Here is a 21515-nt window from a genome sequence, read left to right as displayed (position 1 = left end):
AGGATGTACAGCGACAATAAAGCAAACGACATCCACCCTGCCCTGGCCATCCAGGCCTCCAGAATAAAGCCCCCAGGGGGCAAAACGAAAATGGACTTACGACGAACACGATTGACTCAAGTGCTTGAAGCACAACAGGTTACCACTCGTGGAATCGACGTAAGAAAAGCCCCCACCAATCGATTTTCGCACAATTGGGGGCACAATTCACCGCCGGCAGATCTCCCCAAGTCGACTGCTGAGGTGGGGGGCGAATCGCATGACGAGCGCACGGGATTTGGTGGGAATCGGACGATTCGCTTTACCAGCGATGCCAGAAATGGCAACCTGGAGGATATACTTAAGGATCAGGCGTTTTCGTGCACAATGAAGAAGTGCTGCATCAGGGGATTTTCTATGAGCGTGTATCGAGCTTTCTCACTACTCTCGCTGGCGACGCTATCGTTGCTGACCACCGGCACCTGCCTGGCGGAGGACTACTTTCTCACCATCGGCGGCGGCACCGGCGCGACGAACAATCAGCTGTCGATCGAGCGGAACGTGATTTTCCAGCAGAACGTGCTGAGCGAGAAACGCCCCGACAACCCGACGCAGATCGTGCTGTTCTCCGATGGCGATAATCCCGCGCCGGATGTGCAAGCCCGCGATCCCGATTTCGCCGAGACCTGCCCCCCCGCGCGGCGGTTGATGGCCGAGCTACTGAGCGACGAAGACCCCGACCTGATCTATCGCACCCACCAGGTGCCGAACGTCGAGGGACCTTCGGACAAAGGGACCCTCAAGCGTCGGCTCCGCCAGTTGAGCGGCAAGCTCAAGGCCGGCGACCGGTTGATCATCTACGCGACCGGCCACGGCGGCGGAGCCGAGTCGCCGTACGACTACTATTACTACGACGAAGAGGAAGAGGGCGAAAACGAGTACAACGAATACGATACCTCGTTCTACTTCTACGACAGCGAGAACGTGACCGCCAGCGAATTCACTAGCTGGCTCGATCGGGTGCCGGCCGACGTCGAGGTGATGATGGTGATGGTGCAGTGCTACGCAGGTGGCTTTGCCCATACGATCTTCCATCAGGCCGACCAGGAGCTTGGGGTCTCGTCGCACGCCCGGTGCGGGTTCTTCGCCCAGGTGCACGACCGCGGGGCCGCTGGCTGCACGCCGAATGCGAACGAATCGGAGTACCAGGAGTACAGCAGCTACTTCTGGGGAGCCCTCGCGGGTCGCACGCGAACCGGCGAAGAGTCGATTGCTGCCGACTACAACGAGGATGGCAAGGTGTCGTTCGCCGAAGCCCACGCCTACGCGATCATCGAAAGCGAAACGCTCGACATCCCTGTGCGCACGTCCGACGCGTTCCTGCGTCACTACAGCGCACTCGGCAAGAAAGCGAGCAGCGATGACTCGGAGGACGAAGGCTCCCTCGGCACCCTGTTCGGGTTCTTGGCCAACAAACCAGCGGTCGAAAAAGACACCGAACTGCGCAAGCTCGAAGGTTCGATCGCCGAAATCGCCAAGCTGGCCCGCGCCGACCAGCGGGCGATTCTCGAGCAACTGCCCGAGAAGCTCGAACTGCCTGGCAAACCGACGGTCGAAAGTGTGCGACTGGTGCTGGCCAAGGTCGAAGCCGAGCAGGGCCTGGCGAACGTCAAACGCGGTTCGGCCTACGAGCGCTACACCAACGCCCGCATGCGGGTGTCGGAGGAACTACTCGAGACGTGGCCCGAACTCAACGCGAGCTACTCACCGCTGTCGATGGCGTTGGTCGCGGAGCGGGCGGAGGAGTTCCAGGAGAAGGTGCAAGGCCTCGCGTCGTACGAAGCGTATAGCCGGGCGAAGGAGCGTCGGGAGCAGTACGACGAAGAAGCCGAAGCCTTGGTGCATCGCGAAGCCAAGCTGCAGCGTCTGCTGCACACCTGCGAGTCGGTCGTGCTCGAAGCCAACCTGCCGAAACTCATGCCGCAGGAGATGGTGGATCGCTACGAAAAGATGGTGCTGATGGAAAACGGCTCGCTCTAATCGAGCCTACACCGCTTCGTGCGGGTCGATGTCGTCGGGCATCACTTCGCGTTTGAATCCCATCAGCACGAAGAACAACACCAGCGCGACCACGCTTACGCCGGCCGCGACCATATAGAAGCTGCGCCAGTCGTAGGGGGGAACCTCCACCCCGGCCGGCGTTAGATAACGAGCCTGCATGAACCCCGACAGCAAGCTGCCGGAAAAATGCCCCAGCCCGCTGGTGGCCATCGCCAGCATGCCCTGCGCAGCGCTCTGCGTATGCGGCGTGGCAGCGTGGTCCACGTAGATATAACCGGTAATGTAGACAAACACGTAACACACACCATGCAGCATGATGGCCGTGTAAATAAGCGCCATGCCGAGGCCTTCGGTGCTGCCGTACGCCAGACAAAGGAATCGCACAATCCAGGCAACCACGCCGATCATGAACACGCGTTTGGGTCCCCAGCGCACCAGCAGCACCGGCAACAACAACATGCACACGATCTCAACCACCTGACCAAGCGACAGCTTTGTCGCCGCGTTTTCAACTCCCTTATTGTTGAGATAGAGATTCGCAAACGTGTTATAGAACTGGGCCGAGATCGTCGCGATGAACGACACAATCAAAAACCGTACCAGTCGCGGCCGCATCGCCAGCAACGCGCGGCATCCGTGCAGCAAGGTCCGCCACGATCCGCGGCCGGCTTGCGGCATCGTCTTCGGCAACGCGAACGACAGGATGATCATCACGCCATGCACCGTGGCGCCCATCTTCATCGGCCAGGTGCTAGCGTCGACAAGCTTCGAAGGCATCCCCCAGTACCAAGGCACCAATGAGCCGACAATGACCATCGCCAGAATCCAGCCCGCGGTACCGCTAGCACGCACAATCGAGAACAACTCGCGCGAACCAGCGAGGTGTCGCAAAGTCAAACTATGCGTTAAGGTTAACGCTGGAACCGAACACTGATAGTAGCCAATGATAGCCGCGAGGAACCACCACTGATTCGTCGAACTCCACATCAACACCAACATGGCGCCGCACGCCAGGTTGAGCAGCGTGATCATGCGATCGGTCCGGAACCAACTGTCGGCCAGTGCGCCAAACAGCAACGGGGCGACCAGCGCCCCCACGGCCGAAGCAATGCCTGCCAGCCCAACGAACGACGAGCTGAACATGGCGGTGCCGGCCGGGGCAGTGTTCTCGCCGATGTAGGTGCCGACAGTCACCGACCACAACCCCAACGCAGCGTACTGCACGAACATCAACGCTCCCAACCGAAGCATCAGCGACACGCTGACCGATCGGGTAGAACCGGCAGAACTGTCACCATCGTTCGTGGTGGGTTCGACGGGCGGAGGAGGAGAGAGTGGTTCGCTCACGGGGCGGTACGGCTAGTGGCGATCGCAAACTATAGTTGGTCGACGACCCGCATGGCGTCGGCCCATAAAAAAACCCGGTCGACGCAACCTGCAATCAGGTCGGGTCGACCGGGACGAGTGGAGGATAGCGGGCTCGAACCGCTGACCTTTTGGCTGCCAGCCAAACGCTCTCCCAACTGAGCTAATCCCCCGGATGGGTGTAATTCCGCGGCCGCGATGGCCGCTTAACAGTATGTTTACGTTCTAACCTGTGATTGTCAACGCCCGGGTACGGTTGCCCTCCAAATCTGGGTGTTTTTCCTTAAAACCCGCTGAAAACCACTGATTTCGCCATGCTGAGTTCGTCCACTTCCCGCCGTTTGCGGAGTCTCGCAAAGCTACTTCTCGGGCTGGCGATCGTGGCTTACTTGCTATATCAGGCCAGCAGCGGCGAAAACTTCGACCACATTCTGCATGAACCCAAACAGTGGCCCATGCTCGTAGCGGCTTTACTATGTGTGACAGTCGCGGTGGGCATGGGGTTCGTGCGGTGGTACCTATTGGTCAAAGCGGTGGAACTGCCGTTTACGCTGGCCGACGCCATGCGGCTCGGCTCGCTGGGCTTTGCCTTGAACTTCGTCGGCCCTGGCGGAGTCGGTGGCGACCTGTTTAAAGGTGTCGTGCTCGCCAGAGAGCACGCAAAGCGCAAGACCGAGGCCGTAGCGACCGTGATTGCTGACCGCGTGCTGGGGCTTACCGGTTTGCTGGCGGTCACCGCCGCGGCAACGCTATTTACCGGAGTATTGTGGAATACCGAGGCACCCACCGTCATGCGAACCGTCGGCGGCTTTGCGGTTGCCGCGTTTGCCTCGCTGGTGGTCGTCGGCAGCTTGCTGATGGTGCATGGCCCGATCGGCAAAACCACCGCCCGACTGCTCGGCAAGCTCCCCCTGGTGGGCGGCGTGGTCGGCAGTCTGTTTGTGTCGTGCCAGGTGATCTCGCGACGGCCGATCTACCTGGTGCCGGCCTTTTTGCTGAGCATCGCGTTGCACCTGCTATTGGTGCTCGCGTTCCACTGTGTTGCGCTCGGGCTCCCGCTCGAGCACCCCTCGCTGGCAACGCACATGTGCATCGTTCCGCTAGCCGAGTCGACCAGCGTGCTCCCGATTCCCGGCGGACTCGGCACCACCGAAGCCGCCTTGAATGCACTGTACTACGGCCTGGGACTCGATGGCGATGCCGGCACGCTCGTTGCTTTTGGGCAACGGCTCGCGATGTTCACCGTCGGCATCTTTGCGATCGGCTACTACCTGACACAACGCAAGGAAGTTGCCACGGCTCTGCACGAAGCAGAAGATCAACTCGACCACGCCGAAGAGCCGCTGGCTCAAGGCGCGGATATCGGCTGACCATCCACCAGCAACTTGCGGCCCTTGGTCCGGTACGCAGGAGCGGTGGAATCGTCCACTTCACTGGCAGCCAGCTCTAATTCACCGAGGCCCTCGGTGCGGACCTGCACGCGCCCGTTGTCGTAGAAGTTGCCTTGCGACACCGACACGCGTGAGACTCCCCCTACCGACAGACCTGCTCGGCCGTTGGCTCGCAGGTCGATGTCGACCAACTCGCAATCCTGAACCAACTCATGCGCATTCACTCCATCCTGCTGAAAACCTTGCACTACCAGATTCTCGATCCGTACATGGCGAACCATGTACAGCGTGATCCCGGTCTGCAGGCCTGCGTGACGGAGTTCGTAGTCGGCGGGAATCTTTTGCTCTTCGGTGCAGAAGTAGATCTTCCCGTCGAGCAAGCCCCAAGTCTTGGGTTGCAGGTTGGCAAGCTCGTCGGTCGAGAGCAGCTCGACTCGCTGCAGCGGCAACGCTCCATCGAACAGTTGCTGATAGGTAATCCGCCGCGGTTGCATAGCAAACACGTTGCCTTGCACGTGCTTCCAGGCGCCCAGTTCATGTCCCACGGTACCATCGAGCACCGCCCCGTTGCCTTCGATCACCAAAGGCTTGTTGCGATAGCCGCTGTGGTTCGGCTTGCTCAGGCTGATCGCTTCGTGGTAGGGGACGCCGGTGTTGGCGATCACGATTCGATCGGCCTTGTCGGCCAGAATCAAAGCGGCTTCGATGGTTTTCAGTGGGCCGTTATCTATCTGGGGTTCAGCGGTAAGGCCACTGGCCGTATCGCTTCCCATCTGATTGTTCACGTACAGGGTCTTGGCCGGGGCCACCGAAGTGGCCCCCACCAAAATCATCCAGCAGCAAGTGAGCAAGGCAATTCGCATGATCCGCGTTCTCCTTTCGTCTCCGCACTAAGCAGCGCGGCGAGCAGCTTTTTCTTGACGCAGTCGTTTACGCTCGGACTTGCTGAGCTTACGCGGGGAACCACCTTCGTCGTAGTCGTCGCTATAGCCATCGCTGCCGTCGGTCCAACGACTCTCGCTAACCGCCGTTTCAGCCTTCGCCTTGGCCTGTGGACGCTTCGTTTTGCTCGACGAGCGACGCGGGGCATCTTTCTCTTCTTCCTCCACCTGGGCGAGGACCGGAGTCTCCACCTTGCGGGCCGACTTGCTGCTCGACTTCGACTTCGCCGATTCGGTCTTCTCTGCCGAGTCTTTGGCGATCTTCAATTCGGGAGTCTTCGTCAGGTGAGGCTTGGTGACGATGCCAGCCACTACGTCGTGACGCAGGAATCGCATGTAGCTCACAATTGCCGTTGCGGTCAGCAGGTAGCAACCCACCTGGGCCAGCGTACCGACGACCGAAGCCGACGAACCACCCAGCCCGGCCAGCGGGCCAATCACCGCCAGCATTCCAGCTGCAGCAGCTACCCCCAATACGGCGGTCGCCAACTTGCTCTCTTTGATATCGGAGAACACCCGGAAGGCGACCCAACCGGTGGCTACGGTGCCAATGGCCAGCCACCAACCTTGGTTGCCCGACATCAGTTGCATCCCTGTCACGTGACCAGCGGCTTGCGCAAGTACGTGATGCAGGTTGGTCGCGGCATCGATGCTCAGCAGCAGCGCCAAACCGATCGCGCTGCGCCACAAACCATGGTGTCCGCGGTAATCGTCCACTCGATGCCGACGCACCGCCAGCACCATGGCCGTAAAACCTGCTGTGGCCAACATGGCAGTGGTAGCAATCCAGCTAGCCAGCGAGGTTGGCTGGGCCGCGTCGATCAGCGAACGAATCGAATCGCCGAGCAGCGAAGAGATCGGGTTCTGGTAGACGTGCATGGCAGCCAGAGCAGCCACAGTGACAACGCTGGCGACGATTCCCCCCACCGGAGCCATCAGGTGGGAAGGAAAATGATGTTTGGCCAGCGCCCCGGCTACACTCGCTTCGGGCAGCGCGTACCGGCGACCTTCGCCGCGGGTGGGTTCACTGGTCTCGGCATTCTCGTCGGAAGTAAGAGCCGAAAGCTCTCGCGAGGCACTAAGTACTTCTTCTTGCAGGATGCGACGTCGACGTCCTTGTCGGGCACCACTCATATCGTGAGGTTCCTGAGAGGGTTGCAGTTCAGAGGGAGATGCGCGGCGGGCGAAGGGGCCAAGGCCCCGGCAAGGCGTTCGAGCGGCAACTTCCCGTTCCGCCCTTGCGATGCGCACAAGGTGACTAACGCCCGCACCATAGCACTTCGACACAATCGCTACGACATAATCAGCCAGTCTCGATGCAGTTCTCTTTGTCGCGGTTGTGTGAGCTGGGCAAACTTTAACGACCAGCGGAAAGCCGGAAGCTTGATAAAGCCCACCTGCGGGCTGCACAAACCTCCACAAACCTGCCCCTCTATCCTTTGCCTGGCGTCCACCTGTGACCTACGGTTGCGGAGAAAAACGCTTCGTTATCGTCCTGAAGCACGCTTCGTATTCCGCCCAGAGCGGCCCCATCCAGCTCTCTGGCACCTAGCTACCGAACCAAACATGATCGAGCCCACCCCGCTAAAACCGATAGCGCCAGACGAGCGGCAGGCTCAGGAGGTACCAACTGTGCCCGTGAATCACCGGGTTTCGGAAGTACTTCAGCGATTGGGGCAAGCTGCGCAAGAAGATGGGCTGATGTCGAGCGGCGAAGCTAGCAGCGAACGCCGTTTTCAACGACAACTCGTGAAATCGCGACTCGGCTCCGCGGCCGGATTATTTACCGCCCTGCGATGCAAGCATGCCTCGACCGCGAGCCACAGCTTGCGGGTCGCCCTGGTCTGCAGCGGCTGGGCCGCCTCGACCGACATGACCAGCGAGCAGCGCGAAACGCTCGAAGTAGCCGCCTTGCTACACGACATCGGAAAGATCGGCGTCCCCGACTCGATCATCATGAAACCGGGTCGACTCGAACCGGAGGAAGCCGCAGCGATGGCGGGCTGCCGCCAACTGGCGGTGGAAATGCTGACCACCACCGGTGCTCCGCAGTTCGTACTCGACACCATCCTGACCGCGGCGGCCTGGTTCGATGGCTCGAACAAGGAGCTTCCGCTAGCAGGCGACCAGATTCCTCAGGCCGCCCGTATGCTGGCGATTGTCGACGCGTTTGACTCGATGACCACCGACCACGTGTATCGCCGCGCTCGTTCGCGCGAGCGAGCCGTTGCCGAGCTGTTCGACTTTGCTGGTCGGCAATTCGATCACAAGCTGGTCAAATCGTTTGCCGAGCTGATCTCGCGCGATCAACGCGTACTGAGCGATCAGGTGGCCAGTCAATGGCTAGCGGAACTGTCGCACCTGTCGACCTCGTGGGAAACGTATCCCACCACAGCGACCACTCGCCCTGGCGACCGCCGGCAGCGAGGCACGAACACGCTGTTCGAACAGAAGCTGGTCGAGAATATGCACGACGGTGTGGTGTTCGTGAACAATCAGCAACAGATCTTCATGTGGAACACCGGTGCCGAACGGCTCACTGGCATTGCCGGTGCCGCGGTTTGCGGACGGAACTTCCAGCCTAGCTTGCTACAGATGTCGGATCAAAAAGGGAGCCTGATCGACGACGACGATTGCCCCGTTTCCAAGAGTATTGCCAGCGGCATACAAGTGCTCGAACGCGTGGGAGTACTGGGACGTAGCGGTCGCCATGTGACGATCGACTTGCACGTGATTCCCGTGTACGACGACAACCGCAAAGCTTGCGGAGCGACCATTCTGCTGCACGACGCCTCGAGCGAGACCACGCTCGAAGAACGTTGCCAGGCATTGCACGCCCAAATGATTCGCGATCCGCTCACCCAAGTGGCGAACCGCGCCGAGTTCGATCGCATGCTATCGCTGTTCGTCGAAGCTCATCAGGATACCGAGCTGACCTGCAGCCTGATCATGGCCGACATCGATCACTTCAAATACATCAACGACACATTCGGCCATCAAGCCGGTGACGAAGCGATTGTGAATTTCGCCTCGCTGCTGAAGTCGATGTGCCGCTCGGGCGACCTGGTTGCCCGCTACGGCGGCGAAGAGTTCACCGTGCTGTGCGCCGACTGCGACAACGCCACTGCGGCCTCCCGCGCCGAAGCGATGCGGAAGAAGCTCAGCGAAACGACGCACGAGAAGCTGGCAAACCACACAGTCACTGCTAGCTTCGGAGTTACTGAACTGCAACCTGGCGATACCCCCGAGTCGATGCTGCGACGCTCCGACCGAGCGTTGCTGCAGGCCAAGGACCAAGGTCGCAATCAGGTGGTGCAACTCGGCGCCGGCATGCCCGAGGAACCACCCAAGAATCGCTGGTTCACCTTCAAGCCTTGGAAAGGCAACGCCCTGATCGATACGGCCCTGGTTACCAACGTGCCGGTGGATATCGCGATCGAGAAGCTGCGTGGATTCATCTCCGACCGCAAAGCACGCATTGTGCTGGTGACCGAAGACCAGGTGAAACTCGAAGTCACCGAAACCGCTCAAGGCAAACTCGGCCCACAACGCGTGCCCTATGTGGTCGAAGTGCAGTTCAGTCAACAACGCCAGGCGAAAACGAATTCGTCCAACCTGGCCGGCGGAGAATACGCCGCGACGTTGGCCAACGTGAAAATCCGTCCCAAACGCGAACGCGACCGCCGCCGCAGCTTAGTGGCCGAACGCGCCCGGCTGCTGCTCGGCAGCTTGCGGTCTTACCTGATGGCCAAGGAACAAAACACCGAGCTCGAGCCCCAAGAGCTGTAATCGCCTAACCACCCAACTCCCCTCGCCCAGCCATGTCTACCTCCACAGCTACCAACACGCTTGCTCCCATCAAGTCGACCGGCTCGAACCCGCCGTTGCTCGACGAGGCATTCGCCATTTGGACCGACTGCGAAATCCGAGTCGATCAAGGCGAAACCAGCAAAACCGCTAGCGAATCCAACGAGGAGACCAAGCAACTGTTCAAGAGGATTCAGGAACAGATGGTCGCCATCGATGAGCAGCGCCTGCGGTTAGCCCAACTGCTGACCGACCTGAATATTCCCGCCGATTTCTAAGGCACACAGCGCGCGTCGGTTGCGTGGCCAGCAGCGAAAGTCTTCGCGTGTTTACCGCGGGGAATGCACTTTCACTCATTGTCGTTTGGTACCAGCAGCGGTATGCTGTCAGATAGAGGACGCCCCAGCGGACAGCCGTACGGGCGTCTAACTATTTGTAGCCTACCACGGGTCCGCCGAATCGTACGGATCCGACATGTTGAACGAAACCACAGGAGGCCGTCATGGCATACACCCTACCCGAACTGCCGTACGCGTTCGATGCCCTGGAACCGCATATCGATGCCAAGACGATGGAAATCCATCATGGCAAGCATCACAATGCCTACGTATCGAAGGTAAACGCCGCATTGGAATCGGCTGACGTTGCCGACATGCCGATCGAAGAGCTTTGCGGCAAGCTCGACACCCTACCCGCCGACATCCAAGGCGCGGTACGAAACAACGGCGGCGGCCACGCCAATCACTCGTTGTTCTGGACCATCATGAGCCCCAACGGCGGTGGCACCCCCACCGGCGACCTGGCGGCCGCGATCGACTCGGAACTCGGTGGTTTCGAGAAGTTCAAGGAAGCATTCGCCAACGCGGCTGCGACTCGCTTCGGTAGCGGTTGGGCCTGGCTGAGTGTGGATGGCGGCAAGCTGAAGGTCGAAAGCACCCCCAACCAGGACAATCCCTGGATGGAAGGTCGTACCCCGATCTTGGGCCTCGACGTTTGGGAACACGCCTACTATCTGAACTACCAAAATCGCCGCCCCGACTATATCGACGCCTTCTGGAATGTCGTCGACTGGGAAGCCGTTGGTAAGCTGTACGCGGCTGCCAAGTAGTGGATGCTAGCACCGACAACAATCGGTGTTGACGTCGAGAGTCGGCTATCTATAATCGCCGCGCGCCACCTAGCTGGCGTGCGGCTTTTTTTATTGGATTGTGCCGAACAGGTTAAGTCGACTGAAGCCAACCTGCCCAGTTGACCGATTTCCCCCATTGAACCACTTTCACAAGTGGCGAGTCCTGAGTAGTAGCACGAGTACAGGATGACTCGCGCCAGGATCGCACAATCGTTGGACCTATCGAAGGCATGGACGCCATGAAGACAACGAAATATACCGTACTTGCGATGGCACTGTTTACGCTTACTGCGGCAACAGGTTGCCAATCTTCCGCTTCCCGCTTTGCCTGGATGAATCCGGCAAGAATGTGGAACGGCAGTGCCGACACGGCCGTAGCCGAAGCACCTCCAGCACCCGAACTGCCCTCGGCTCAGTTTGCTGCAACCACCGAGAGCACTGCTCCTGGTGCTAGTGCACCACCATCGCCCTCGATTGCTAGCACCGTTCCGTCGGCGCCGCCTGTCGATAGCTCGGTGTTCCCCGCAACACCGCCGATGTACACACCGCCGGCTAGCAGTGCCACAGCGGCCGCTGCCCCAACAAGCACACCTTCCGTTGCTCCGCAGACGAGCCCGTACTCAGTGGCTTCGGCCACTGCACCAGCGCCTGCAGCCACCAGCGACAGCGGCTCTGCTGCTAGCTCGTTCCCGATGCTCGCCAGCGGAAATGAACTCTACAAGCAGTACGCGGAGACTACCACCCAGATTGGCAAAGAAACCACTGCGGGATTGGAAGACGCAACCAATCAGCTGATGGGGCAGATTTCGGTGCCTCCGATGCCCGAAATACCTTCTATCGATAGTTTCGGCTCGCTTAGCTCGACACCAGGTGCTGCAAACGCTTCGCAGCCTGCAGGTAGTCCAGCTGCCTCACCCGCTGCTCAAAGCAGCACGGGTGCTTCGTCTGTAGCAACCGTCGAAGTACCGGCTTCGCCGGGCGGGTACCGCCCTGGTGGAACGAGCACCTATCCCTCGACTGGTGCTGTTAATATAGCGACACGTCCTACCGGTACCGGTACGACGAATGGCAGTAGTGCCTACGGGACACCCGCTCTACGCTAGTCGATCGGCAGATACCTGAGAATCCAACAGCAAGGCCACTCCCAACATCCGTTGAGAGTGGCCTTTGTCTTTCAATCATACATCGAAGCTGGACTCTTCAGCCCCCACGCCTCGCTAAGCAGCTTGGCGTGGGTCGTAAGCCTATTGGGCGACGTGCTCGCCTTTTGTGCGACGGGCCCAGTTGGTTGGGACTTGCCGTCTGTGGCTTACGATCAAACAGTCACTTGGCTGGCTACCAACCAAGAACCATGTTGGACTCGATTACCTTGCGAGCCTGCTCCAGGTCGACGCCAGTCTCGTGCATGTAGAGACGAATGGCGTGTACCTTGTCGCCAGCAGCCTTGTTCAGGCAATCGCGGGCGGTATGGCAAATGTCGAGTTGCTCGGTAATTCCAAGCGCGCCCTTGGAAATCACCCAGGTATCACGGGGACGCTTCGTCATGCGAATTACGTTCTCCGACGGGTAAGCATCGCTAACCACGCCTGTGGCCGAGTCGGCGTCTTCCGCCCAGGTGATGATGATATGGTTGTCTGTCTCGACTTCAAATAAGGGCATAGATCCGGTCCTTTCCGAAAGCAACAGCAGCGAGCCTGCGGCACGCCAATTATGTCAAGGCACAAACTTAATCACGCAATAGGTGGGTCTGTGTCGTATGGCTGAGAGGTGGGTACCACCTAGAGAAGCAATGGGATACCCAATATTCAGTAATGTAAATCACCCCCTTAGTTAGCTGCAAGTGGCTAAACGGTCCTCTTAGGGAATAATAGCACGCAGTCAACAAAAAAACCGGGGCCGAGTAAAACTCGGCCCCGGTCGTAGTTTTTAGGTTCTTCGCTTTAGCTGCGAAGAGCATCGCTCAGCTTACTTGCGGCGGGCGAAGCCAACCAAGCCGACGAGGGCCAAACCGGCCAGAGCCACAGTGCTGGGCTCAGGAACAGTGGCGGTCAGCGGGAAGCTGAAGTCACCACCGTTGGTCGAAACAACCAAGTCACCCGTAACAACAGTGGCTGGGGGAAGGCTGTAGGCCAAAGGCAGGTCGAGGCTCAGGTCGACAGCAAGACCATCTTCCGAAGCACCAAACATACCAGCAACCGATTCGTTCTCGATAGCAACACTCAGGATTTCCAGAGTACCGCCACCGTCGTTAGTGAAGGTCACGGCATCTTCGAGCAGACCGCTGTAGTCGGAGAAAGCACCTTGCAGGCTGATGGTGCTTCCATCGGTGAGGCTAGGAACAGCAACTGGATCGACAGTGCCGCCCCAAGCCATCGCAACAGTAGGCTCTTGGGTCGCACCACCAGTGTAACCATTGGGGAACAAACCGAAAGTTGCACTAAAGTTAGCCTGAGACAGCTCAGTGGTACCAGCAACAGTGAAGGTACCCAGCAGAGCGTTAGCAGCGGTGTTAACGTCAACACCAGGATTGGCAACGTCCGACAGATCGTAAAAGACATCGGTTTCGCCAATGTCAAAGATGGCTACAGCAGTAGCGTTACCACTAACGAGCGATTGAACACCACCAGCACCAAAACGATCGGAGGAAGCACTGGAACCACTAATGGTGGGGAAGCCAGCAGTAGCGAAGGCGGGAGAAAAACCACCTAACACTTCCGGGGTAAAAGTCACATCGCTACCACCGTCGATACCGAGAGCATCTAAACCGGTTAGCTGGAAGTTGAAAGCACCGATACCTTGAGTCGTATCTGCACCATCAGTTACCTGAGCGTACAAACCATAGGAATTATTTTCGCCGGGAACGATCGTAGCGGTCACGGTAGCGGCGTTGGCAGCAGTAGCCGAGATGGCCAAGCAAGCCAAAGCCATAAAGAAAGATGTGCGAGTCATATGAAGTTACCTTAGATTCATTGAATGTTGTTGATGGAACGATGTAATCACTTCAGCTAGCCATCTGAGAGCTGCGAATAGTTCGCTGCTAGAATTGGAACATGTCAGATGACATTATACCGATCTTATCGTTAGCTACCTCCCAGGTCTTTTTCCCACATTCAAATGAGAGCGTTTATATTTATGTAGTGATGCGGGGCTGCTGACGACGAGCCAGAGCCCCGCCTTAAATTACTTACTACCTACTTGCGACGGGCAACGAAACCAATTCCGGCAATCGAAAGACCAAGCATCAGCAGGCTGGTTGGCTCAGGAACGACAGTGGTTGAAACACCCGAAATCGCACTGGCACCCAGGTTGTTAGCAACCGACACGAAGTCGGCAGTTTCAACGAAGCCATTGTCATCGGCGTCACCAACCAGTGGCGAAGCACCCGAAACACCCAGATTGTTAGCAACCGACACAAAGTCAGCAGTTTCAACGAAGCTATTCTTATCAGCGTCGCCAATCAAAACCCCACCACCAACAGAAGCTTCGAAAGCATCAATCGTGTACTCAGAACCGGCTTGAGCAATCACACCACCAGCGTAGACCGTGCTACCCGAGGTGGTGAAGGTCAATGCATCGTAAGTACCAGCAGCGGTGAAGATGGTGCTTCCCAAGGGAACGAACAGGGCATCGACGTTGCCAGTGGTGTAGAGGCCGAGATCAAAAGCCACGTCGGTGTAGCTGGCGATGCCTGCGGTAGTACCGGCAGCGTAGGGATCCATACCAGGATTGGCGTCGAGGATCGGATTGGTACCACCGGTGAAGTCAGCGGTGGGAGTACCGACCGAAACGAACTCGCCGGTCGGAACTTCGATCTGGAAGGCGGTGGCGATCGATCCGCCAGTGCCGTCTACCGTGGTGCTGAACAGCGTATCGTCCGGAGTGAACGAAAGCGTCCAGTCATAATTACCACCATTAGCAACACCAGTCAGGCTTGCGGTGGGGTCAGCGGCTGCCGTGCTCGCGAGGAACACACTTACCAAAGTTACACTAAAAAGTTTTTTCCAGGACATCAGAATCTCTCCACCCTCGTTGATTGAAAGACGATTGCGAAATTGGATCAACAGTGACTGTCTCGTCATTGGTGCTTCGGGCCGCTTGGCCACTCCTCTTCTACGGGGAACTTTCAGGTCGTTCGTGTTCGGAACACAGTCTGGTTACTTGCGGTGTGCTTAAGTAGTACCAAACCCCCGAAACATTGCCCGTAGAAGATGAGTGGTGGTCAAGCAGACATACGGACCCTAACGGGCCGAATGCCTCTCCGAACCAATAACACAACTTTTGGCGACCACCAAACGGGCAGCGAGTTCAATGGTCAACACGGCTGCATTATGTTGCGGCGTTTTAGCACTGTCAAGCAGTTTCTAAGTTGTTAAGGAAAATTAACAAAAAACAATAGGAACGAATAAGCATTTGTTTTTCCGCTAGCTGCGGCAATACCCTAAACGGCCTACTGCACACGATAAAATCAGGGCTAAAATAGCACTGGACGGCTCTGGCACCGCGGTGCCAGAGAGGTTTGAATGAAGACTACCAGGACTGCTCCCGGCGCCAAAGTTCATTTTCCAAATGTCGTAGTCACCGGCATCTACGAAGCCGCTGCCATCGACGTCGAGGCCGGATCCGACGGGAGTGACGGCGAGGCCGAGGCTTTCGCGCCACACGGTGTAGTCCCCCAGATTCACGACACCGTCGCCGTTGAAGTCGCCAGGGGGAGCTACGTAGTTGCTTCGTACAACCGTGCTGGCTTCGATGAAACCGGAACGGTCGCCGAGTACCGCTGGATCGCCGGGAACCGTGATGAACACCTGCCCGGTCGCGGCAAAACTGCTACTGGAGTAGAAAGCGGGCGTTTCGCCTTCGGCAAACACTCCCTCGGCCAGAATGGCGGCCGAGTCCCAATCGGTATCGCCCATGGGATCTCCATTACCCCAAACGGCATTGGTAAGGTCGGTGAGCGTGGTTAGCTCAGGACCAACCGACGTGGCGTCGGGATAGTCGGTCGCTTGGTTTGTGTAGTTCGGTACGCCGCCGTCGGGATCGACAATCGACCCCACTCCGTAGAACACGGTTTGCTCGGGATTAGCTGCGCCTAGCGGCACTTGCGAGAGCACCAACTGGTAATGACCAAACGTAGAGAAATACGACACATTCAAGTCGAACCCGGCTTGATCGCCACCGTTTACCCTTCCACTAGGGCCTACCAACACGGTGTTAGCAGGGTCGGAATAGTCGATCCCAGAGAGTGGAACCACCAAGCCAGCGAGGCCAAATTCATCGGCTTTTGCAGCCAATTGCCAAGTGCCGCCAGAACTGGTGTCGTAGATGTCGTTGTAGTAAACGTTCAGGCTGAGATCGATTTGATCGGCGCTGCTATTGGCAGCTACCAGCCATGTTCCGACGAAGAGAACTAGCAGAATACCGAATTGGCGATCTACGCGCGAGATGCTGTACACGAATGAACCTCAATAGGTGCGACGCTCAAGGGCGCTCTCGACGCGGATTGCCCCGAAGCGAGTTTTGCGGAGGCTCGCCTCGTCCGTCGTCTTTATGTCTTATACCGCGGCCGTCCTGCCTGAATCAATTGTTGAGAGGGCCGATACCTGCTGGCGACGATTTCTTAACGTCAGCACGGGGCAGCGGTGCACTCTGTTCCTAGCCCCCAGTTTACTCGACTACGCGAAACGCTCAAGCGTTTTTCGTAGACTTTGCGGGCAGGTTCCCCCTTAAAGTCGCCGGAATAATCGGACCTTCAGGACAATATTCGACAGATTGCCATGGGAATTTGGCTCGTCACTCGATACACTCGTGGGGCTAGGAATTCCCCGGTTTTAAGGCCATTTTAGCGGTAGTTAGCACCGCAGCTGAACTCCCGGGAACCATGACTTCCGCATTTTCTTCGTCCCTCTCCCCTTTCTGCCCGTACAGGGGAAATAGGACCGAGGAACTAAGTCGCACCTTTTTCCCGCGATCCCAGGCTGTCGCTGGATTGGCCCCTTTCCCTGACTTTCGATCGCACCGCGCGTGGCCGAATTACGGACCTTTGTATTCACCGACCTGGTGGGGTCGGTTGACCTGAAAAGCGAAATGCCCGGCGGCAGCGATGCCGAACGGGACATGGCGTTTGTTACGCAAATTCTAACGCCACATCGCGATCGTATCGAAGGTTTTGCCGTGGATTTCGGTGGGCGAGTGGTCTCCACCGCCGGCGATGGGCACTTTCTGGTGTTTGCCGACGCGGCCTCGGCGGCGCGGTGGGCGATTGAGATCATTCGCAGCCACGAAACGCACCCGCTCTGCAGTCCCAGCGGCACTCAGGCGGCGGTGCGCATCAGCATGCACCTCGGTTCACCGCAGATCGACCCGCGAGATCCCCACAATTTCATCGGCAAAGCGGTCGATTACGCAGCGCGGCTCAACGATTTCTCGGCAAGCGGCCAAATCCTGATCTCCCGGGCAGCCAGGGCGATTCTGGAGGACGCAGGGCTCAACGGGGTGAACTTCTACGATCATGGCAAACGGTCGCTCAAAGGCATCGGCGAGGTCGAAGTGCACGAAATGCTCTTCGATGGCCGCCCGCACCAAGAGACCCGCAGGACGCCGAAGCCCGAGAGGGCTCGGGAGTGGACCACCAATATGGGTACCATTGGCTACTCCAAAGTAGCTGGGCTGCTGCCCGACGGTGCGTTGCCTGAAAGTACGACTACCAAACGACTTACGCGTTTAGGCAACTACGAACTCGGCGAACTGGTCGGCGCCGGCGGCATGGGCGACGTGTTCAAAGCCAAGCATTCGCAGTTCGGTCGGTTGCGGGCGGTAAAGGTGATTAAGCCCCATTTGGTGGCCGCTGGGCAGCAAGATATTGTCAAGCGTTTTTACCAGGAAATTAAAGCGATCGGCGGGCTCGAGCATCCCAACATCGTTGTTGCCATCGATTCGTCGATGCCAGAAGACGAAACCCACTTCCTTGTGATGGAGTATGTCGACGGTACCGGAGCCGGCGACCTGGTTGAGAGATTCGGCCCCATGTCGATTGCGAACGCCTGCGAAATCGCCCGCCAGACCGCCTTGGGCCTCGAGTACATTGCCACCCGCGGCATGGTGCATCGCGATATCAAGCCGTCGAACCTCATGGTCACCACCGTGGCGAGTCCTCACCTGCTGAGCACGGGAGAGACGCCGACTCACTCCAACGAGCAGCCACTGGTGAAAATACTCGACCTTGGTCTCGCGCTATTGGTCGGCGACGATCACGAGCGGCTCACGCGCCTCGATCATCGGGCGATGGGCACCGCCATGTACATGAGCCCCGAGCAATGGCGCACCACCAGTGTCGACATCCGCTCCGACATCTACAGCCTGGGCTGCACGCTCTATCATCTGTTGTGTGGCAAACCTCCGTTTTTCGATTCGGAACTGCGTCCCGACAAGGCGCACGAAAAGGGCAAGGTGCCACCGATTCGCGGCGGTAAGGAGATTCCTCGGCCGCTGTGGAATGTGATTCGCAAAGCACTGGCCAAGGATCCGCAGGACCGCTTTCAGTCGCCTGGCGAGTTGGCCGAGGAACTGGCAAAGTACTCGGTCGACAACACGCTGGTCGCCTTGGTCAGCGAGTCGCGTCACCAGCCGGCCAACGCCCCCACGTTGCAAGGCCACGCCAGCGACACGCTGGCGGCCGACGGTACTCACTCCGATACCTTGCTGGCTGGGCGGCGGCTGGGGTCGTCGATCACTGGCTCGCCGGCCGTGACTCGGCGGTGGTTGTGGGCAGCGATCGTCGCGTTGGTGATTGCCGTGGGAGCCGGTGTTTGGCTGGCAGATTGGGTCTCGCGCATTTCGCATCGTTTCGAAGCCTCGAAGCGCGACGCAGCGGTGTTTGCTGCGGCCACCTCGGCCGATAACGTTGGTCGCGAGATCAACATCCGCTTCGACAAGTTGATCGATCTAGTCGACTCCCGCAACAAAGACCTACCAGGCGACGACTCCGGGCGGTCGTTCCAGCAATACGTAAGCTATCTCAACCAGCAGTCGCAAGATGAGTCGCTACCGCTCGATCGCTTTCAGCCGATGTGGTCTCCCCTGCGCGACTGGCTAAAGACCGAAAAGAGTCGCTTCGACCAACGGCATCCTTCCGAAAGCTGGTTCGTCATCATTCGAAACGGCACCCAAGTGGCTCGGGCGCCACACTCACAAAGCGTCGGCAATAACTATGCCTATCGCGATTACTTCCACGGCGAAGCCGGCGACAAGCCCGAGGGCGTGACGGATGTCGAACCGATCAAGGCTCCCCATCGCTCGGCAGTTTACGAAAGCACCTCAACCCAGCGGTTGAAGGTGGCGTTTAGCGTGCCGGTGTACGACAGCCCCAATCCCATCAGTACCAGTAAGGTGGCCGGGGTGTTTGCCATGAGCTTCGACCTGGGCGACTTCACCGCGCTCGAAAAAGACTTGCTCAAGGGTAAGCAAGTGCTGCTGGTTGATCTACGGCAGGACGAAATCGAGAAGGAACCCAAGCGGGGCCTCATCCTGCATCACAGCGCGAAGGACCTGGCCAACCTCAATAAAGGTGGCAAGCCCGCCCGCATCTCGCCCGAGCTACTGGCTCGCGTAAACGAGGCTCTACAGAGCGGCGAGAAGGACAAGATCATCGAAGACTACACCGACCCGCTCGGCGGCCCCAGCCATTACTGGTGTGCGGTAACAGCCGTGAATGTTCGCCGAGGCAAGGAAGAAGTGATTCCCACCGACTGGGCGGTGCTGGTTCAGGAACGCAAATAGTAGCTGCACCCGCTCGGCGGCTGACACCCAGGCACACACCTCGCCTTTTTGCATGGGAATAACCAAGCGATTAAACTCGAAAGACGTATTATCGTCTTTTCGTTTAAATAGCTCTTGCTTGGGGAGTCCCGAAGATGCTCGCGCTTCGCCCGCTTCAATGTTTGGCCGTGTTACTAATCGGGATTCTGACGACGCCGATCCTCAGGGCCCAGGACGCCGTGCCTGCAGCGGCGGAAGCCACCCTCGAGAAACCTGCGCCGGAACTTCCTACGATTGCCGAGGAGCCAAAAACGATCGACCCCGCGAAGTTCCTGCCCGAACTGCTTCGTCGCAAAGCAACGGTCGACTTCAGCGACTCGTCGCTCCGCGAAGTGGTCGAATGGCTGCGTAGCGAGCAAGGGTTCGTCGTGCTGGTCGAACAAGAAGCCCTCTCGAACGTTGGCTACCTGCCGGGCGATCCTTACAGCGATCAGCTCAACGACGAGCCGATCTACTTGCTGCTCAATCGACTCCGCAAGCACGACATGGCTTGGTTCTACGAAGACGAAATACTGCATATCACCTCTGCAGAAGTCGCCAGCGAGCATGTCACAACTCAGCCTTACAACATTCGCGAGCATCTGGATGCCGGCTACGATACCGACCCGCTGATCGACACGGTGATCTCAACCGTTGCTTCGGATTCGTGGGTCGAGAACGGAGGTCCCGTTGGAGCGATCAATCTGATCGGCGACGTGCTGTTCGTGCGGCAATGTGACAAGGAGCACCTTCAGCTTCAAGCGTTACTCGAAGCACTGCTTCACAACGGCCGCCGGACGATCATCGCCGAACCGCTGCAGCACGAAACGCTTCGCGAGAAACTCAAGCAAGAAGTCTCGGTGAAGTTCCGCGATACTCCGCTGGAAGAAGCAGTCGCGGAACTGGCCACGGAGACCGAGGCCGACATCCGCCTGGAGGCCAGCGCACTGGAGGGTTTGCGCATTCGGCTCCGTCAGCCAGTGACGATTACCATCGACAAACGCCCGCTTGCGACTGTGCTGCAAGCGATGCTACTCGATCTGAAACTTACCTACGTGATTCAAGACGGGGTGATTTGGATCACCAGTCAGGAGGAAGCGGGTCGCGTGCTGAAGACAGCCGTGTTCGATGTACGCGATTTGTGTCGCGACAATAGCGAAGCCGATGCGTTGATCGAAGCCATCATTTCGCAAACCAGCGACGTGTGGGTCGAGAACGGTCGGCAAGACGCCGACCTACGCCCTGCCCTGCCAGGCACGTTGGTCGTGTATGCAACCGAGCCCATCTTGGACGAAGTGCTCCACCTGCTGGAGACTTATCGTACCGCGCTACGTTCGTCGAAGCCCCGCGCAGAAACGCAGCCGGTCGACATGAACGAAGTGATCACTGTGTACTATCGACTCGACGCCCCGATGGCCGAAAGTCTTAACATCCATCTTCCTTTTATGGTGGCTCCCGATAGCTGGAAGCGTCAAAGCGACGACGCTCCTGGCACGATCAGTTTGATCGTTTCCAAGGCAGAAAAGGTGGCCGTAAGTAGTGGTCAATCTCCCCCCTCGCAACAGTGGGTGCCGAAGTCGGTACTGGTGATCACACAAACACGTGCAGTACACGAAGAGATTAGTGAAGTGATTCGCCGCGTCGAGCTTGGCGATAACCAAGGTGGCTTCGGCAGCAAGAGTGGAGGCATGGGTGGCGGTGGATTCGGTGGCGGTTTCTTTGCCGTGCCCGAGAATCACGTTCCGTAACACACGCAACACGCGAGTCACAAACCTCTTGCTAGCGAAGGTCGGTTATCCGACTGACCGTTTGCAGACCACATGGTTGCTGTTGAACCAGATTGGTCGATTTACAGTAAGCCAATCGGCCACCAATTTGCACGCTAGCGATTCTTCCTAAAACAAACGCTGCAGCTCCGCTGCGGGTTTTGGCGGGCGATCCGTGGCCTTGTTGGTGGATCTCTAAATTGCATGTTTTTCTATCACGAAGTTATGGCATTGGAATTGCTTTAGGCTCCATGCCAATCGTTGCGAGTTGCCGACGTGCTGT

General features: G+C 58.2%; 15 protein-coding genes and 1 tRNA gene. 8 read left to right on the top strand and 8 right to left on the bottom strand.

Going from position 1 to position 21515, the window contains the following annotated elements; translation table 11 throughout:
- The first annotated feature begins 396 nt into the window (after window positions 1-396).
- A complete protein-coding gene (locus Pan181_RS05170; protein WP_145245821.1) occupies window positions 397-2019 on the top strand; it encodes a hypothetical protein in 1623 nt (540 codons plus the stop codon).
- A gap of 6 nt (window positions 2020-2025) precedes the next feature.
- Here Pan181_RS05170 and Pan181_RS05165 read toward each other — a convergent pair whose 3' ends face one another.
- Together Pan181_RS05165 and Pan181_RS05160 are read right to left on the bottom strand one after the other, a co-directional pair.
- On the bottom strand, window positions 2026-3387 hold the full coding sequence (locus tag Pan181_RS05165; RefSeq protein WP_197528928.1) for an MFS transporter: 1362 nt from the start codon (window positions 3385-3387) through the stop codon (window positions 2026-2028).
- A 118-nt stretch (window positions 3388-3505) separates the two neighbouring features.
- Window positions 3506-3578, bottom strand: a tRNA-Ala gene (locus tag Pan181_RS05160).
- Between the two features lie 141 nt (window positions 3579-3719).
- On the opposite strand from Pan181_RS05160, the gene Pan181_RS05155 reads away from it, so the two are divergent.
- Window positions 3720-4775, top strand: a complete 1056-nt coding sequence (locus Pan181_RS05155) for a lysylphosphatidylglycerol synthase transmembrane domain-containing protein (RefSeq protein ID WP_145245819.1) — start codon at window positions 3720-3722, stop codon at window positions 4773-4775.
- Here the strand turns inward: Pan181_RS05155 and Pan181_RS25920 are convergent.
- Together Pan181_RS25920 and Pan181_RS25915 are read right to left on the bottom strand one after the other, a co-directional pair.
- The gene (locus tag Pan181_RS25920; RefSeq protein WP_197528927.1) at window positions 4754-5659 is read right to left on the bottom strand and encodes a right-handed parallel beta-helix repeat-containing protein; all 906 of its coding nucleotides are present in this window, start codon (window positions 5657-5659) and stop codon (window positions 4754-4756) included. The two genes, Pan181_RS05155 and Pan181_RS25920, sit on opposite strands and share 22 nt — an antisense overlap.
- A 27-nt stretch (window positions 5660-5686) precedes the next feature.
- The gene (locus Pan181_RS25915) at window positions 5687-6871 is read right to left on the bottom strand and encodes a hypothetical protein (protein WP_197528926.1); all 1185 of its coding nucleotides are present in this window, start codon (window positions 6869-6871) and stop codon (window positions 5687-5689) included.
- A gap of 498 nt (window positions 6872-7369) precedes the next feature.
- Between Pan181_RS25915 and Pan181_RS25910 the strand changes: the two genes are divergently transcribed.
- The 4 genes from Pan181_RS25910 (at window position 7370) to Pan181_RS05130 (ending at window position 11776) form a co-directional block, all read left to right on the top strand.
- A complete protein-coding gene (locus Pan181_RS25910; RefSeq protein ID WP_197528925.1) occupies window positions 7370-9526 on the top strand; it encodes a diguanylate cyclase in 2157 nt (718 codons plus the stop codon).
- 32 nt (window positions 9527-9558) lie between these two features.
- Entirely contained in the window at window positions 9559-9822 is a 264-nt protein-coding gene (locus Pan181_RS05140) for a hypothetical protein (protein WP_145245816.1), read from the top strand.
- Between the two features lie 224 nt (window positions 9823-10046).
- Entirely contained in the window at window positions 10047-10652 is a 606-nt protein-coding gene (locus Pan181_RS05135; protein ID WP_145245815.1) for a superoxide dismutase, read from the top strand.
- 260 nt (window positions 10653-10912) lie between these two features.
- Entirely contained in the window at window positions 10913-11776 is an 864-nt protein-coding gene (locus Pan181_RS05130) for a hypothetical protein (protein ID WP_145245814.1), read from the top strand.
- 232 nt (window positions 11777-12008) lie between these two features.
- On the opposite strand, the gene Pan181_RS05125 is transcribed toward Pan181_RS05130, so the two are convergent.
- From Pan181_RS05125 to Pan181_RS05110, 4 genes are all read right to left on the bottom strand, one after another.
- Window positions 12009-12332, bottom strand: a complete 324-nt coding sequence (locus Pan181_RS05125; RefSeq protein ID WP_145245813.1) for a DUF6793 family protein — start codon at window positions 12330-12332, stop codon at window positions 12009-12011.
- Between the two features lie 306 nt (window positions 12333-12638).
- Window positions 12639-13622 carry a PEP-CTERM sorting domain-containing protein gene (locus Pan181_RS05120; protein ID WP_145245812.1) on the bottom strand — a complete coding sequence of 328 codons (984 nt, stop codon included), beginning with the start codon at window positions 13620-13622 and terminating at the stop codon, window positions 12639-12641.
- 242 nt (window positions 13623-13864) lie between these two features.
- Window positions 13865-14683, bottom strand: coding sequence for a PEP-CTERM sorting domain-containing protein (locus Pan181_RS05115; RefSeq protein ID WP_197528924.1), 819 nt, complete (start codon window positions 14681-14683; stop codon window positions 13865-13867).
- Window positions 14684-15094: 411 nt separating this feature from the next.
- On the bottom strand, window positions 15095-16126 hold the full coding sequence (locus Pan181_RS05110) for a dockerin type I domain-containing protein (protein WP_145245810.1): 1032 nt from the start codon (window positions 16124-16126) through the stop codon (window positions 15095-15097).
- 568 nt (window positions 16127-16694) lie between these two features.
- On the opposite strand from Pan181_RS05110, the gene Pan181_RS05105 reads away from it, so the two are divergent.
- Both Pan181_RS05105 and Pan181_RS05100 read left to right on the top strand, forming a co-directional pair.
- Window positions 16695-19448 carry a protein kinase domain-containing protein gene (locus Pan181_RS05105; protein WP_145245809.1) on the top strand — a complete coding sequence of 918 codons (2754 nt, stop codon included), beginning with the start codon at window positions 16695-16697 and terminating at the stop codon, window positions 19446-19448.
- A gap of 134 nt (window positions 19449-19582) precedes the next feature.
- Entirely contained in the window at window positions 19583-21214 is a 1632-nt protein-coding gene (locus tag Pan181_RS05100) for a FecR family protein (RefSeq protein ID WP_145245808.1), read from the top strand.
- Window positions 21215-21515 lie beyond the last annotated feature (301 nt).

It is taken from the genome of Aeoliella mucimassa (assembly GCF_007748035.1).
Lineage (GTDB): Bacteria > Planctomycetota > Planctomycetia > Pirellulales > Lacipirellulaceae > Aeoliella > Aeoliella mucimassa.
This window is presented reverse-complemented; position numbering and strand designations above follow the sequence as displayed.

Bases quoted from the DNA above. Each gene is read 5' to 3' on its own strand.
- Pan181_RS05170 (WP_145245821.1), top strand. From the start codon at position 397: ATGAGCGTGTATCGAGCTTTCTCACTACTCTCGCTGGCGACGCTATCG.
- Pan181_RS05155 (WP_145245819.1), top strand. From the start codon at position 3,720: ATGCTGAGTTCGTCCACTTCCCGCCGTTTGCGGAGTCTCGCAAAGCTA.
- Pan181_RS25920 (WP_197528927.1), bottom strand. From the start codon at position 5,659: ATGCGAATTGCCTTGCTCACTTGCTGCTGGATGATTTTGGTGGGGGCC.
- Pan181_RS25915 (WP_197528926.1), bottom strand. From the start codon at position 6,871: ATGAGTGGTGCCCGACAAGGACGTCGACGTCGCATCCTGCAAGAAGAA.
- Pan181_RS05140 (WP_145245816.1), top strand. From the start codon at position 9,559: ATGTCTACCTCCACAGCTACCAACACGCTTGCTCCCATCAAGTCGACC.
- Pan181_RS05135 (WP_145245815.1), top strand. From the start codon at position 10,047: ATGGCATACACCCTACCCGAACTGCCGTACGCGTTCGATGCCCTGGAA.
- Pan181_RS05130 (WP_145245814.1), top strand. From the start codon at position 10,913: ATGAAGACAACGAAATATACCGTACTTGCGATGGCACTGTTTACGCTT.
- Pan181_RS05125 (WP_145245813.1), bottom strand. From the start codon at position 12,332: ATGCCCTTATTTGAAGTCGAGACAGACAACCATATCATCATCACCTGG.
- Pan181_RS05120 (WP_145245812.1), bottom strand. From the start codon at position 13,622: ATGACTCGCACATCTTTCTTTATGGCTTTGGCTTGCTTGGCCATCTCG.
- Pan181_RS05115 (WP_197528924.1), bottom strand. From the start codon at position 14,683: ATGTCCTGGAAAAAACTTTTTAGTGTAACTTTGGTAAGTGTGTTCCTC.
- Pan181_RS05100 (WP_145245808.1), top strand. From the start codon at position 19,583: ATGCTCGCGCTTCGCCCGCTTCAATGTTTGGCCGTGTTACTAATCGGG.